Here is a 12132-nt window from a genome sequence, read left to right on the forward strand (position 1 = left end):
CCTTCATGGAAGCGGTAAAAGCAGATGCAGATTGGGAGCTGAAGTTCGAAGGTCAGGTTTATCGTACGGTAAATGCGCGCGCGCTTTGGGATCAGATCATGCAAGGCACCTATGACTATGCTGAGCCGGGCGTGATTTTCATCGACCGTATCAACAAGGCTAACAACCTTGGCTATTGCGAAACGATTGCTGCGACGAACCCTTGTGGTGAGCAACCGTTGCCGCCTTATGGCGCGTGTTTGCTCGGCTCGATCAACCTTGCACGTTTGGTCCCGAACCCATTTGACGAAGACGCTGCTTTGGACGTGCCTGCATTGAATGAATTGGTCGCCTTGGCTGTTCGTATGATGGACAACGTTGTTGATGCATCCAAATTCCCACTTGAGGCACAGGCGCGTGAAGCGGCTGCAAAGCGCCGCATTGGTTTGGGTGTGACCGGTTTAGCCGACGCGCTTTTGATGGTTGGTCAGCGCTATGGTTCCGAGGAAGCGGCGCGTCAGACGGACGAATGGTTGCACGCGATCGCCCGCGCCGCCTATCTGGCTTCGGTTGAGCTTGCTAAGGAAAAGGGTCCGTTCCCCTTGTTCGACGCTGAGGCGTATTTGGCGAGCGGCGCAATGCAGGACATGGATGAGGACGTGCGCGACGCGATCCGCGAGCATGGTATTCGTAACGCTCTGCTGACGTCTATCGCGCCGACAGGCACGATCAGCCTGTATGCGGGTAATGTGTCCTCCGGGATCGAGCCTGTGTTTGCCTATGCTTACACGCGCAAAGTTTTGCAAAAGGATGGCACGCGTACCGAAGAGGAAGTCGTTGATTACGCTGTGCAAATGTGGCGTGACAAGTTTGGCGACAAAGAGCTGCCCGACTATTTTGTGAACGCGCAAACATTGGCACCGCTCGATCACGTTCGCATGCAAGCGGCCGCGCAAAAGTGGATCGACAGTTCTATTTCTAAAACGATCAACTGCCCCGAAGACATCGCGTTTGACGATTTCAAAGAAGTCTACATGGAAGCGTGGGATTCAGGCTGTAAGGGCTGCACGACCTATCGTCCGAACGATGTGACGGGTTCCGTATTGTCCGTTAGCGAAGAGAAGAAAGACGCGCCTGACGTGATCGCCAACACCGATGCAGAGCCGCAGCGCCCGCATGGGGATGTAGTCTATATGGCAGAACCTTTGGATCGCCCACAGTCCTTGGAAGGCGCGACCTACAAGTTGAAATGGCCTGACAGTGAGCACGCGATTTACCTTACGGTGAATGATGTGATCGTCGGTGGCCGTCGTCGCCCGTTTGAGGTGTTTATCAATTCCAAGAACATGGAACACTTCGCTTGGACAGTCGCATTGACACGTATGATGTCTGCTGTCTTCCGCCGTGGCGGTGATGTGACGTTTGTTGTGGAAGAGCTAAAGGCCGTGTTCGATCCACGCGGTGGCGCATGGGTTGGCGGTAAGTACATTCCGTCAATCTTGGCCGCGATTGGCGGTGTTCTGGAGCAACACATGATCGAGATCGGCTTCCTCGAAGGCGAAGGCATGGGCCTTAAGAGTGATCCGCAAGCGCAGGTCGTTGGCATGACACAGAACCGCGGAAAGGCTTGCCCAAGCTGCGGTCAATATGATTTGCGTATGGTAGAGGGTTGCATGACCTGCGGCAGTTGCGGTCACTCCAAGTGCGGTTGATTCTGTGATTGTGAGAGGTGACTCTCGCATGAACGTTTCCTTGGGACAGTCTTTCTTCCGTTTACAATGATGTGTCGGGGCGCGGTTCGCGCCCCGTGTCATGTCTAAGCGGGCTTTGGCAAAAGCAAAAAATGCGAACTTCGAAAAGGATGTTGAACCTGTTGAACTCAAATCAACTTCGCGGGTAAATGTACCTTATGAGCGATTATGAGACCTTTGATTTACAGCTGTTCCTGCCGTATTTGCTGAACCAAGCGTCAGAGGCTGTGAGCCATGACTTTGTGCAGATTTACAAAGACCGCTATGGCATGTTGCGCACCGAGTGGCGGGTTCTTTTCCACCTTGGTAGTTACGGTGAAATGACTGCCAAAGACATTGGATCACGCGCCCGCGTTCATAAAACCAAGATAAGCCGTGCGGTGTCTGCATTGGAGCACCGCCGGTTCTTGAAACGCTCACGCCTCGAAAGTGATCGGCGATCAGAAGTTTTGACGCTGACGGACCTCGGACTGAAAGCCTATGAGGATCTGAAAAAAGAGGCACGGCGGTTTGATCAATCGCTGTCCGACAAGATGAGCATTGAAGAGCGTGCAGTGCTCGAAAAAGTTCTGCGCCGGCTCAGCTAACCGCACTTAGAAATCGACGGTTACGCCCGGCAGGTTCAGCGCCTTCATAAGATCGCGCAATTCTTGGCGGGCTGCAACGTTCGAGATATTCATCTGCTTAACGCCAACATCTTTCAAATCCAGAAGAGTTAAACCGCGCGGGAACAGTTCGCGAAAGATCACCCGTTCGTTAAAGCCGGGTGCGACGCGAAAACCGATACGTTTGGCGAGCACGTCAATGGCAGCCTGCATCTTTTGTTTGTTAACCATGTTTTGCGCGCCCATCCGGTTGCGCAATACGATCCAGTCGATCGGTGGCAATTTGGCCTGTGCACGCAATTGACGCGCGTTCCAAACCATCTCGGAATAAACTGACGGGCCTTGGATATTCACGCCTTCGGTATCGATATGCGCAAGCAAATCAAAGTCGACGAAACTGTCATTCAGTGGCGTGATCAGCGTATCCGCCAATGAATGAGCAACTTGGCTCAGCCGTGTGTGCGAACCTGGGCAATCGATTACGATGAAATCATTGTCGGGCTCTAGGGTCGCAACAGCAGCCGACAGACGATGATCATAGACATTCTCGCCGGGGCGCAGGTTGCTTTGGTCAATTTCAGGCAGTTCGCGATAGCTCGGGCTTGGCAGCGCAAGATTTTGCGACTTCAGAAATTCAGTACGATTGGCAACATATCGTCCAAAGGTTTTTTGGCGCAAATCAAGATCAAGCACGCCGACCTTGTGTTCCATACGGGCAAGCGCCGTAGCAACATGCATCGAAACAGTGGATTTACCAGCCCCGCCTTTTTCATTTCCGACAACAATAATATGCGCCATGTTTCGGCCCCCTAAGCCCTGTCTTATTTATTGAATTAGAGCATGAAACCCACAAGGGGAAGGGGCCTTGATATCGCAATTGGAAAGCGCAGTTTTGCTGTCACTTATCCGGTCAGCGGCAAAGTTAGGATTTTTTCAAAATTGCTCTGTTCGTTTTGACCTGCCAAGGTCAACGTATCGATCACAAACGGTCGGGGAAGTGCTGGTTCGAAAAACGTACCTGCTGCAGTTTTAACTGCCTCGCGGATGTTGTCCTTTAGCGGCCCCGTCAATGTCATGTGAAATTGAAATTCATCCATCACATGGGGATATCCCCATCGCATCAAATTGCGGCGCTGCGCTTCGCTGAGCCGTTCGGGTTTGCGGCGCGCTATCTCTTGCTCGCTCAAAGGCGCGCGAAAGCTGTCAAAGGCACGTACTGCTTGCGCCGCCAAGTCTTTGATGTGGCTTTGATCGCCCTCCAAGGTCAGCGCCAAAAAACGGCCGATTTGTGAGAGCCTCAAAGCGTCTGATGCCGCTGGCTTTTGCGATGCACAGAAGGTCGCGAAAGCAGCCTCAAGCGCGTGCTCATTGCTTTCCTCAGACAGTCGAAAGGGTGCCTTTATCGTGGCATGAAACCCATAGCCCCGTGGTCGCTGCGTCGCTGCGTGCAAATCCAATCCGGCAAAATTTGGGTGCGCCACGGGTGCACCAATCGCCAGATCATAGCCAAGCCACGCAGCGCCGCGTTGGGCCAGATCGCCATCGGCGGCATAGTATATTGCATAGCGTTCAAACATCGCGCCCCGTCCTTGTCGCAAGATAAACCCCCATGGACGCCAGCGCGAGCCCGCCCCATGCCAGCGGCGGCATCACTTCTCCAAGGCTCACCCAAGCCGCCAGAGCCGCGAGAGGGGGGACGAGAAAGAACAGCGCTGAGACCCGGCTCACGTCACCCGCGCGGATCATGGCGAGCAGTAACCCAACGGCGATCACAGAATTGCCGATCACGAGATAGGCGAGCGCAGCAATAAACGTCCCCGTCCATTCAATGTGAAATCCGTCCTGGATTGCCAGCGCAGGGAGGATACCGATAAATCCCGCGCCATAGCCGATTAGGTTGGCAGTGACGGGATGATGGCTCAGCCCAAAGCGCTTTTCCCAGATCGAGCCGCCCGAAATACCGCAAAGGGCCACAGCTGCGAAAGCTAATCCCAAAAGGGTTGGGGGCTCTATGTCTGTGCGCGACCCAATGACCAAAAGCGCGCCAGCAAGGCCTAGACCCAGTCCGATCCAGCTTTTTCGCGAAACGGTTTCACTGGTCCAGAGCGGTGCAATCAAAGCGACGAGGATCGGTTGGAACGACATCAAAAGCGCAAGTGTGCCAGCGCCAATGCCCTCGTGGAAAGCGTAGTAGCAACAGCCGAAATAAACCGCTTGGATCAAAAATCCGACAAATGCCAAATGTAAGAAATCCGCGCGCGTTTTCGGCAAAGGGGGCCGCAACACGGCGAACAGAAATCCCATGATGATCACGACGCAGCCAAAGCGAAGTGCGAGCAAAGTCATGGGGTCTGTGTACAGCAATCCGATTTTTGCAACGGAATAGCCTAGGGCCCAGAGTAGCAAGAAAAGCGCAGGTGCGAGCGTAAGCCATAAAGGGCGCGATTGCATGATTTGGAACCTTTTAGAGACTCGATGCACAACTGGTGCGCTCATTGTGCGATCTTGTCCAGAGCGTGCGACATACACAAGGAATGTCACGCTCTTTTATTGACGTTGTTGAGGGGCAGGCATACTCAGGGTTGTATGAAGATTCCTTTGATTTTGTTATTCGTTTCCTCGGTTCTGAGCGCCATAGGATTTTATCAACCAGCATGGTCGGACATCGTATTGATATCTGTACCAATCGCCATCGCGAGCCTTTTGGCCTTGGTCTTTGTGTGGGGCCGTAAAAGTGCACCACACAAACCCCAAGGCAGCAGACGCCCTCGTACGAAACGCCCTAGGAAAACAAGGACGCGTCCAACAAACCGCAACGCGAAATGGGTCATCATCGATGGCTCAAACGTTATGCATTGGATGGGCGGTGAGCCGAGTTTGAAACCGGTGAAAGATGTTCTGGCCTTGCTTAAGAAACAGGGTTTTACCGCAGGCGTGATGTTTGATGCAAACGCGGGCTATTTGCTGGGTGACCGATATCAACACGACGACGCTTTCAGTAAACAACTGCGTATTCCCGAAGATCGCATCATGGTTGTTCCAAAGGGAACGCCGGCTGATCCTTACATCTTGACGGCGGCCGAAGATTTTAATGCTAAGATCGTCACCAACGACCGTTTCCGCGATTGGGTGGAACAGTTTCCACAAGTGCGTGAAAACGGGTTTCTGATAACGGGCTGGTATCGCGATGGAAAGTTGCACACGTCGTTGCTTTAGATCGTTGCCGAAACCTCTAACTTTCAACGCAAAACGCCGACCCAAAATGGCGCGGCGCTTCGGAAAATTGAAAGAGTTCTAAACTTAGGCTCCATGTCTCTTGAAATGCTCCCCGATTGGAAATACTTTCACGAGCATTCACTTGGTCGTACGTTTATTCTTTTGCGCACATTACATTTACGGACTGCACACCATAGGTAAAAAATTTGATCCAAATGTCATCAAGTTGTAAAAGCTGGTAACGCAATTGATGTGCGATGTCGCAGTCCCCAGCCAATGCCGACCAGACTGAGTATGTATATAGTTTCTTCAAATACCCAACCGTTTCCAAAAGGTCTTCTGGGTTGGGATGAGGTAGGTCTTGGATTCTTTTCAATTCACCTTTTTCAAGCAATAGACGAACCACTGGCAATAGGTCTTGCTGAGGATGCCCTTTCAAAAATGAACTTTCTAAATCTTGAAATGCTCTTTCCGAGGCGTCCGGTTTGGTAAGCAATTTAACGGTAGTCGTGAGAAAAATTTCGTTTTCCTCGCTGGGTATTGAGTCCTGCATAAAATTGAGGATCGCGTCGGCATTTCCGTTGGTGATGAACATCGACAAAACAGTACCTGATCTAAGTTCCGCGATTTCCAGCTCCGTTAGAGCTTCATCGACACATCCATTCAACCATAAAAATTCCGCTAACCATGAGTGAAGGTTACGCATCATACTTCTATTGGATTGGATAGTTTTCACCAAATCCACATGATCACCCGACCGCCATATCTTACCTTTTGTTTTTCTATCTACGGGCAAATAGCGGAGCGCAGTTGAGATTAGAAATTTCACCTTTTCAGCGCGGTTTAGGTCGGAAGACTTTTTCGAAACGAGAAGAGATTCAAGCAGGGCGATGCGTTCTGGGGCAGCTCCGTTTCTGTGCTGTGACGTTATGTAGGCACCCGTGAGCGGTTTGCCTTTCCACATCGGGGCATTGAAACACGAGGCAAAGGCGCTCATTGGCAGCAATAAGAATATGACAGTTAGCAAAACACGCATGTGAGCATCCTGAATAAGTGAGGATTTTCTTGAGACTAACTCGAAGACATGAATGCGCAAAGCAAAACGCCGCCCCAAAAAGGAGCGGCGCTTCGAAAATTCGAAAAGGGACTAAGCTTAGAAGCCAAGACCTTCGTATTTCTTTTTGAACTTGGATACGCGGCCACCGGCATCCAAAATACGTGTACCGCCACCGGTCCACGCAGGGTGCGCAGATGGGTCGATATCGAGTGCGAGCTGGTCGCCCTCTTTGCCGTATGTGGATTTCATCTGGTGAACTGTACCGTCGGTCATTTTCACGTTGATGATGTGGTAATCTGGGTGAATATCGTTTTTCATCGGTGCGCTCCTTAGCCTTTAAGTGGCTTGTAGTTTGTATCTTCAGCGATACGTGCGGACTTACCGCGACGTGAACGCAAGTAGTACAGCTTGGCACGACGTACACGGCCACGACGGACAACTGTGATGCTGTCTACGTTTGTGGAGTGCAGTGGGAACACACGTTCCACGCCTTCACCGAATGAAATTTTGCGAACTGTGAAAGAACCCGCAATGCCTTTGCCGTTTTTACGGCCAATGCATACGCCTTCGTAGTTCTGAACACGAGAGCGCGAACCCTCGGTGACTTTATAGCCAACACGAATTGTGTCTCCGGCTTTGAAATCAGGAATGTCTTTCCCGAGTGCGGCGACCTGTTCGGCCTCCAATTGTGCGATAAGATCCATGTCTCATCTCCTATGTGTGCTCGCGGTTGTTCCGCAAAGGTTTATGCGTCCTTGAGAGCTCTCAGTCTTCGTTCGGGTCCCTGTTGTGCGCTGCACACCAAGCCCGCCAGAGGTCAGGTCGACGTTCTTTTGTTAGCCTTTCGGCCATATCCTGCCGCCAGTCGGATATCTTCGCATGATGACCAGACAGAAGCACTTCTGGGATCATACGACCCTTCCAATCGGCAGGTTTCGTATACTGGGGATGTTCGAGTAGCCCATTCGAGAACGATTCGTCCTCGGTAGATTCGTAGTTCCCAAGCACGCGCGGTATAAGCCGCACCGTTGCATCAATCAAGGCCTGCGCTGCAATCTCTCCCCCAGTGAGGATAAAGTCGCCAAGCGAGACCTCTTCAATGTTATATTCTTCGATAACGCGCTCATCCACGCCCTCAAATCGCCCACAAAGGAGGGTCATTCCATCACATTGCGAGAATCGTTTGGCCATCGCCTGATCTAATCGTTTGCCCCGCGGTGACAGGTAGACGACGGGCCAATTGCCCTTGGCTGTTTCAGCGGCTTGATCCAGCGCTTTTCCCAGCACATCCGCACGCAGAACCATACCCGCACCGCCGCCAGCGGGGGTGTCATCGACGTTCTTGTGTTTCGTCTCACCAAAAGGACGCAGATCGATCGTCTCCATCTGCCAAAGTCCCTCTTGTAGGGCTTTGCCCGTGAGAGAGGCCCCCAACACACCGGGAAAGCTGTCGGGAAACAACGTAATAATCTGCGCACGCCAAACACCTGCCAATTCTGGCGTCGGCGTCATCAATTCGCGCGGTTTGAACGTCGGGCGAATGGCCTTGCGACCATGTGAGCGGGGTTTGTCGGTCATATTAGATCACTTTCAACCCAAGCTGCCCGAGCAAGTCGGCAGCTTGGCGTTTGGAAATTATAGCACCTTTAAAACGGCGCGCATCGCTCATCTGCAAGCCGCCTAGATCGCATGAGCGCAGATCCGCGCCTTGGAAATTGGCATCAGATACGATGGTATCGCGAAGACTGCATTCATCCAGAACGGCATCTTTAAACGTGCTTTCGGACAGGTCTGCCTGATCAAAATTCACGGCTTTCAATGTGGCCTTCGCCATCGCAAGTCCACGCAGTTGGGACAGGCCAAGATTGCTTTCGTCAAAACTCACATCAGCAAAGGTAACAGAGCTAAAGTCAGTGCCGAGCATCTTGCAGCTTTTAAAGGCAACATCCGCGAGCTTCGCGTGGATGAAACTCGCATTGCTCAGATCGCAATTTTCAAATGTCACCTGATCGCAGCGCACGGATCGAAAGGTCGTATCGACAGCGCGACACCCTTTGAATGTGACTTCATCCAAAATGCATTGATCCAAACGCGCAGCGCGCAACTCGCATTTTTCGAAAGTCCATTCCATCAGCTCTGCATCGCCGAAATCAACGCCGTCGAGCTTGCAATTATGCACTTGTAGCGGACCGCCATCGGCTGCAAGCTGAGCAATATCAGCGCGCGTCAAATTGCGGTTTTCGACGATGCGATTGGCGCTCATGTCAATCAAACAAACCAGCAGGCGGGTCTGTCACGATACGCCCAGCTTTCAAATCAACAGTCGGAACAGCAGCCAACGTAAACGGCAGTAAAACAGCAGTTTTGATCTGCGGGCCGATGACCTCTAGTAAATCTCCAGCACCATGATTTTGCACGGTTTTTACACGGCCAAGCACAGTCCCGCCCGTATCCACGACCTCAAGGCCCTCTAGGTCGGTATGGTAAAATTCATCGTCTGGTAGATCAGGTAATTGATCGCGCTTGGCGAAAAGCTTTTCACCACTCAGCGCGTCGGCGTCTTCCTTATTACTCACACCAGAAAGGCGCGCAGAATAGCCGTTTTTCAATGGACCAAGCAGGGTCACGGTAAAGCTGCGCCCCTTTTCAGTGACCAATGGGCTGTAATTCGCAATGTGGGACGGCTCCGCGCAAAAGCTTTTGAGACGCACATCACCGCGCACCCCGAAAGAGCCGCCAATGGAGCCTACACAGATCAGATCATTGCTCATTCGGACACTCCCCGACAGATACCAGATTTCATTGTCCCGCCCTCTTGGACGCATTTCTCCAGCGCTGCATTGCGCTCGTAGAAAACGCCGATGACGAAAGCGATGCCCAGCAAAAAGGGGAGGCGGATCAGACGAAACATCAGCGGTCCTCTATGTCTAATGTAGGCGTGCGCGATTCCCAACCGGCTTTGACCAGCTCGGGGGTTTCTGTGTCCTTTTCAGGCCAGCCGATGCACAAATATGCAACGAGTTTCCAACCCTCTGGGCAGTCCAAATCGCGGCTCAGTTGCGGTGCATCGAGGATCGACACCCATCCAACACCAAGCCCGACAGCGCGGGCCGAGAGCCAAAATTGCATGATCGCGGCGACAACCGAATAGCGGCGCATCTCTGGCATGGTGCCTGCGCCAAGGCCTTTGCCTTGCACGGTGTCCTCATCGCAGAAAATTGCTAGCTGAACAGGCGCATCGCGCATGCCCGATAGTTTGAGAGAGGCGTAAAGTTCCGCATCCTCACCGGAATATCCAGCAAGCGCAGCTTCATTCGCGGTCTCGAAATTCTTAAGTGCGGCGGCGCGAGCCGTCTTTGAAGATACGCGTACAACGCGCCAAGGTTCGCTCAAGCCCACAGATGGGGCGTGGGGGATGGTTTGCAGACAACGGTCGAGCAAATCTTCATCCACAGGGGTGGTTTGGAAGCGGCGCACATCGCGCCGCCACCGGAATAATGCGTTGAGCTGATCCCGAAACTCGGTATCGAATTCGGGATCAGTCATTGCAATACTTACTCTTCAGCCGCTGCTTCTTCAGCAGGTGCTTCCGCTGGCGCCGCAGCTGCTTCCGCTGCTTTAGCTGCTTTTTCTTCTGCGCGCTCAACGGCTTTCTTGCCTGGTGCACCCTTCTTAGGGTTAGAGCGCTCAACCTTGTCTTTCAGGCCAGCCGCTTCGAGCATACGAGACACACGATCAGTTGTCTGTGCACCTTCGCCGAGCCAGTACTGAATGCGCTCAACGTTCATTTTCACGCGCTCTTCGCTGTCTTTAGGAAGAAGTGGGTTATATGTGCCCAATTTTTCAATGTAGCGACCGTCGCGTGGCATGCGGGAATCCGCTGCAACGATACGATAGAAAGGACGCTTTTTTGAGCCGCCGCGTGCGAGACGAATTTTCATAGCCATGGTGTAGTTCTCCTAGTTTTCTTTTGGTGGTGCGTGAAACCACGCACCTTACGTCTGGTGTTGTTTGTGGTGTTGGATAACTTCCTCAATAATGAAGTTGAGGAATTTCTTAGCAAATTCGGGGTCCAGATCCGCCCGATTAGCAAGGTCTTCAAGGCGCGCGATTTGCGTCGCCTCACGTGTAGGGTCACTCGGCGGGAGCGCGTGCTCTGCCTTTAGCTTGCCCACAGCTTGTGTGTGTTTGAACCGCTCGCCAAGCGTATAGACGAGGATCGCATCCAAGCGATCGATGCTTTCACGGTGCTCGACAAGCACTTCGGCGGCTTTGGTCACTGCGTCAGTCATTGAACATCTCCTATACGGGGGTGGCGGTAAATGTTGGCAGCTTCGCCAAGCAGGTTGCCCGCGCGCTCAAACGTTGCGCCAAGGCGCGTCGCAAGGGCGATTGAGCGGTGGTTCTCAGGCACGATGTAGCTGATCACGCCGTCCAGATCGAAATGCTTCGCGCCATAGGCACGCGCGGCGCTTGCGGCTTCAAAGGCGATGCTTTTGCCCTCATAGCCATCATGCACGTTCCAGCCGAGCTCGGGTTCGTCCCAGCCTTCACGGAAGATGAAGCCACAAGCGCCGATCATGCGATCATCGCCCTTATGGTGAATGTGCCACATGCCAAACCCACGTAGCGCCCAATGGCCAATGCCATTGGAGATCACACGCCAGCAATTGGCACGATCCAGCGGGCCACCAATCAGATGCGAACGCTCGGTTTTGTTGAACGCTTCCAGCGCGTCCAGGTCACTCTCCAGCGGCGCGCGCAGGATCAGGCTGTCTGTTTCGATACTTGGAATTTCAAAGTTGAACGAGGTCATTGCGCGGACTCATTCTTGTGAATGTAGGCCAGCATATCGCCCTCGTGCACAGTGCGCTCAGCGCCCATACGTTCGGCAAGCGCTACGGAGCGGGCGTTGTCCTTGTGGATGTAGCTCGCCAATTCGTTCAGCTTGAGCGTATCAAAGGCAAACGCACGCGCCAGTTGCGCCGCTTCATGGGCGATGCCAAGGCCTTCGTTATCCTCGGAAACGAGGTAGCCCAGTTCGATCTGTGCATCGCCGGGTTCCAGACCAAGGATCACAAAGCCCAGCAAATCGCCGCTGTCCAAATCTTCAATCGCCCAGCCACCATGGCCATGTAGAATCCAACCGGACGCCATTTGCACGAAATCCCACCAAGCATCTTCGCGGCTGAGCGGGCCGCCCATGTATTGGCCGCGCGATGTGCAAAGCACATCGGCATAGAGCGGGAAGTCTTCAACCTTGGGCGCGCGCAGCATCACAGCATCTGACATCAACGTCGGGATTTGCGCCGCAACATTTGCTGCGATCGCAGATGGGATACCGCTAGGGGCTTGTTCACATCTCATGTTCATCTCGCCGCCTCCAGATCGGAGGGGCTGGGATGACGATAGAGGTGATCGAGGCCCATGTTCACGTTGTCATATTCACGCTCGAACCGTGCGCCCAGACGTTCCGCCAAAGCGATAGAGCGGGCATTGTCAGGCACAATATTCGACGTCAACG

18 protein-coding genes and 1 pseudogene are annotated in these 12132 nt (G+C 53.0%); 3 read left to right on the plus strand and 16 right to left on the minus strand.

The genetic code is table 11. The features are described 5' to 3' along the window. Together ABJQ89_RS08090 and ABJQ89_RS08095 are read left to right on the plus strand one after the other, a co-directional pair. Positions 1-1691, plus strand: a 1691-nt coding sequence (locus ABJQ89_RS08090) for a ribonucleoside-diphosphate reductase, adenosylcobalamin-dependent (RefSeq protein ID WP_348495740.1), incomplete at its 5' end; no start/stop codon positions are given. Between the two features lie 197 nt (positions 1692-1888). Next, positions 1889-2317 carry a MarR family transcriptional regulator gene (locus ABJQ89_RS08095; protein ID WP_348495741.1) on the plus strand — a complete coding sequence of 143 codons (429 nt, stop codon included), beginning with the start codon at positions 1889-1891 and terminating at the stop codon, positions 2315-2317. A 6-nt stretch (positions 2318-2323) separates the two neighbouring features. On the opposite strand, the gene ABJQ89_RS08100 is transcribed toward ABJQ89_RS08095, so the two are convergent. From ABJQ89_RS08100 to ABJQ89_RS08110, 3 genes are all read right to left on the minus strand, one after another. Continuing rightward, positions 2324-3133, minus strand: a complete 810-nt coding sequence (locus ABJQ89_RS08100) for a division plane positioning ATPase MipZ (protein WP_348495742.1) — start codon at positions 3131-3133, stop codon at positions 2324-2326. A gap of 104 nt (positions 3134-3237) precedes the next feature. Next, positions 3238-3912, minus strand: coding sequence for a DUF1045 domain-containing protein (locus tag ABJQ89_RS08105; RefSeq protein ID WP_348495743.1), 675 nt, complete (start codon positions 3910-3912; stop codon positions 3238-3240). After that, complete coding sequence (locus ABJQ89_RS08110; RefSeq protein ID WP_348495744.1) at positions 3905-4786, minus strand: DMT family transporter; 882 nt, start codon at positions 4784-4786, stop codon at positions 3905-3907. The genes ABJQ89_RS08105 and ABJQ89_RS08110 overlap by 8 nt, the downstream gene beginning before the upstream one ends. Positions 4787-4921: 135 nt before the next feature. Here ABJQ89_RS08110 and ABJQ89_RS08115 point away from each other — a divergent pair, with 135 nt between their 5' ends. Continuing rightward, positions 4922-5551 carry a hypothetical protein gene (locus tag ABJQ89_RS08115; RefSeq protein WP_348495745.1) on the plus strand — a complete coding sequence of 210 codons (630 nt, stop codon included), beginning with the start codon at positions 4922-4924 and terminating at the stop codon, positions 5549-5551. Between the two features lie 154 nt (positions 5552-5705). Here ABJQ89_RS08115 and ABJQ89_RS08120 read toward each other — a convergent pair whose 3' ends face one another. The 13 genes and pseudogenes from ABJQ89_RS08120 to ABJQ89_RS08180 all read right to left on the minus strand — a co-directional run. Beyond that, positions 5706-6587: a hypothetical protein gene (locus tag ABJQ89_RS08120; protein ID WP_348495746.1), complete on the minus strand. Its 882-nt coding sequence runs from the start codon at positions 6585-6587 to the stop codon at positions 5706-5708. Between the two features lie 117 nt (positions 6588-6704). After that, complete coding sequence (gene rpmE, locus ABJQ89_RS08125; protein WP_348495747.1) at positions 6705-6926, minus strand: 50S ribosomal protein L31; 222 nt, start codon at positions 6924-6926, stop codon at positions 6705-6707. An 11-nt stretch (positions 6927-6937) separates the two neighbouring features. Then, complete coding sequence (gene rplS, locus ABJQ89_RS08130) at positions 6938-7312, minus strand: 50S ribosomal protein L19 (RefSeq protein ID WP_348495748.1); 375 nt, start codon at positions 7310-7312, stop codon at positions 6938-6940. Between the two features lie 61 nt (positions 7313-7373). Further along, the gene (gene trmD, locus ABJQ89_RS08135; protein WP_348495749.1) at positions 7374-8186 is read right to left on the minus strand and encodes a tRNA (guanosine(37)-N1)-methyltransferase TrmD; all 813 of its coding nucleotides are present in this window, start codon (positions 8184-8186) and stop codon (positions 7374-7376) included. Position 8187: 1 nt separating this feature from the next. After that, positions 8188-8871, minus strand: coding sequence for a pentapeptide repeat-containing protein (locus tag ABJQ89_RS08140; RefSeq protein WP_348495750.1), 684 nt, complete (start codon positions 8869-8871; stop codon positions 8188-8190). A gap of 1 nt (position 8872) precedes the next feature. Then, positions 8873-9379, minus strand: coding sequence for a ribosome maturation factor RimM (gene rimM, locus ABJQ89_RS08145; protein ID WP_348495751.1), 507 nt, complete (start codon positions 9377-9379; stop codon positions 8873-8875). Next, positions 9376-9519, minus strand: coding sequence for a hypothetical protein (locus ABJQ89_RS08150; protein WP_348495752.1), 144 nt, complete (start codon positions 9517-9519; stop codon positions 9376-9378). Before ABJQ89_RS08150 ends, rimM begins: the two co-directional genes overlap by 4 nt. After that, positions 9519-10154 carry a 5,6-dimethylbenzimidazole synthase gene (gene bluB, locus ABJQ89_RS08155; protein ID WP_348495753.1) on the minus strand — a complete coding sequence of 212 codons (636 nt, stop codon included), beginning with the start codon at positions 10152-10154 and terminating at the stop codon, positions 9519-9521. Before bluB ends, ABJQ89_RS08150 begins: the two co-directional genes overlap by 1 nt. A gap of 8 nt (positions 10155-10162) precedes the next feature. Next, positions 10163-10555 (minus strand): 30S ribosomal protein S16, encoded by a 393-nt coding sequence (gene rpsP, locus ABJQ89_RS08160; protein WP_348495754.1) that lies wholly within the window; start codon positions 10553-10555, stop codon positions 10163-10165. 48 nt (positions 10556-10603) lie between these two features. Continuing rightward, positions 10604-10900 (minus strand): chorismate mutase, encoded by a 297-nt coding sequence (locus ABJQ89_RS08165; protein WP_348495755.1) that lies wholly within the window; start codon positions 10898-10900, stop codon positions 10604-10606. After that, on the minus strand, positions 10897-11424 hold the full coding sequence (locus ABJQ89_RS08170) for a GNAT family N-acetyltransferase (protein ID WP_348495756.1): 528 nt from the start codon (positions 11422-11424) through the stop codon (positions 10897-10899). Before ABJQ89_RS08170 ends, ABJQ89_RS08165 begins: the two co-directional genes overlap by 4 nt. Next, positions 11421-11981: a GNAT family N-acetyltransferase gene (locus ABJQ89_RS08175; protein ID WP_348495757.1), complete on the minus strand. Its 561-nt coding sequence runs from the start codon at positions 11979-11981 to the stop codon at positions 11421-11423. The genes ABJQ89_RS08170 and ABJQ89_RS08175 overlap by 4 nt, the downstream gene beginning before the upstream one ends. Then, positions 11978-12132, minus strand: a pseudogene (locus ABJQ89_RS08180) (N-acetyltransferase); the annotation flags it as partial. The pseudogene ABJQ89_RS08180 and the gene ABJQ89_RS08175, both read right to left, overlap by 4 nt.

The organism is Planktotalea sp., assembly GCF_039984035.1.
Taxonomy (GTDB): Bacteria; Pseudomonadota; Alphaproteobacteria; order Rhodobacterales; family Rhodobacteraceae; genus Planktotalea.

Bases quoted from the DNA above. Each gene is read 5' to 3' on its own strand.
- ABJQ89_RS08095 (WP_348495741.1), top strand. From the start codon at position 1,889: ATGAGCGATTATGAGACCTTTGATTTACAGCTGTTCCTGCCGTATTTG.
- ABJQ89_RS08100 (WP_348495742.1), bottom strand. From the start codon at position 3,133: ATGGCGCATATTATTGTTGTCGGAAATGAAAAAGGCGGGGCTGGTAAA.
- ABJQ89_RS08105 (WP_348495743.1), bottom strand. From the start codon at position 3,912: ATGTTTGAACGCTATGCAATATACTATGCCGCCGATGGCGATCTGGCC.
- ABJQ89_RS08110 (WP_348495744.1), bottom strand. From the start codon at position 4,786: ATGCAATCGCGCCCTTTATGGCTTACGCTCGCACCTGCGCTTTTCTTG.
- ABJQ89_RS08115 (WP_348495745.1), top strand. From the start codon at position 4,922: ATGAAGATTCCTTTGATTTTGTTATTCGTTTCCTCGGTTCTGAGCGCC.
- ABJQ89_RS08120 (WP_348495746.1), bottom strand. From the start codon at position 6,587: ATGCGTGTTTTGCTAACTGTCATATTCTTATTGCTGCCAATGAGCGCC.
- rpmE (WP_348495747.1), bottom strand. From the start codon at position 6,926: ATGAAAAACGATATTCACCCAGATTACCACATCATCAACGTGAAAATG.
- rplS (WP_348495748.1), bottom strand. From the start codon at position 7,312: ATGGATCTTATCGCACAATTGGAGGCCGAACAGGTCGCCGCACTCGGG.
- trmD (WP_348495749.1), bottom strand. From the start codon at position 8,186: ATGACCGACAAACCCCGCTCACATGGTCGCAAGGCCATTCGCCCGACG.
- ABJQ89_RS08140 (WP_348495750.1), bottom strand. From the start codon at position 8,871: ATGAGCGCCAATCGCATCGTCGAAAACCGCAATTTGACGCGCGCTGAT.
- rimM (WP_348495751.1), bottom strand. From the start codon at position 9,379: ATGAGCAATGATCTGATCTGTGTAGGCTCCATTGGCGGCTCTTTCGGG.
- ABJQ89_RS08150 (WP_348495752.1), bottom strand. From the start codon at position 9,519: ATGTTTCGTCTGATCCGCCTCCCCTTTTTGCTGGGCATCGCTTTCGTC.
- bluB (WP_348495753.1), bottom strand. From the start codon at position 10,154: ATGACTGATCCCGAATTCGATACCGAGTTTCGGGATCAGCTCAACGCA.
- rpsP (WP_348495754.1), bottom strand. From the start codon at position 10,555: ATGGCTATGAAAATTCGTCTCGCACGCGGCGGCTCAAAAAAGCGTCCT.
- ABJQ89_RS08165 (WP_348495755.1), bottom strand. From the start codon at position 10,900: ATGACTGACGCAGTGACCAAAGCCGCCGAAGTGCTTGTCGAGCACCGT.
- ABJQ89_RS08170 (WP_348495756.1), bottom strand. From the start codon at position 11,424: ATGACCTCGTTCAACTTTGAAATTCCAAGTATCGAAACAGACAGCCTG.
- ABJQ89_RS08175 (WP_348495757.1), bottom strand. From the start codon at position 11,981: ATGAACATGAGATGTGAACAAGCCCCTAGCGGTATCCCATCTGCGATC.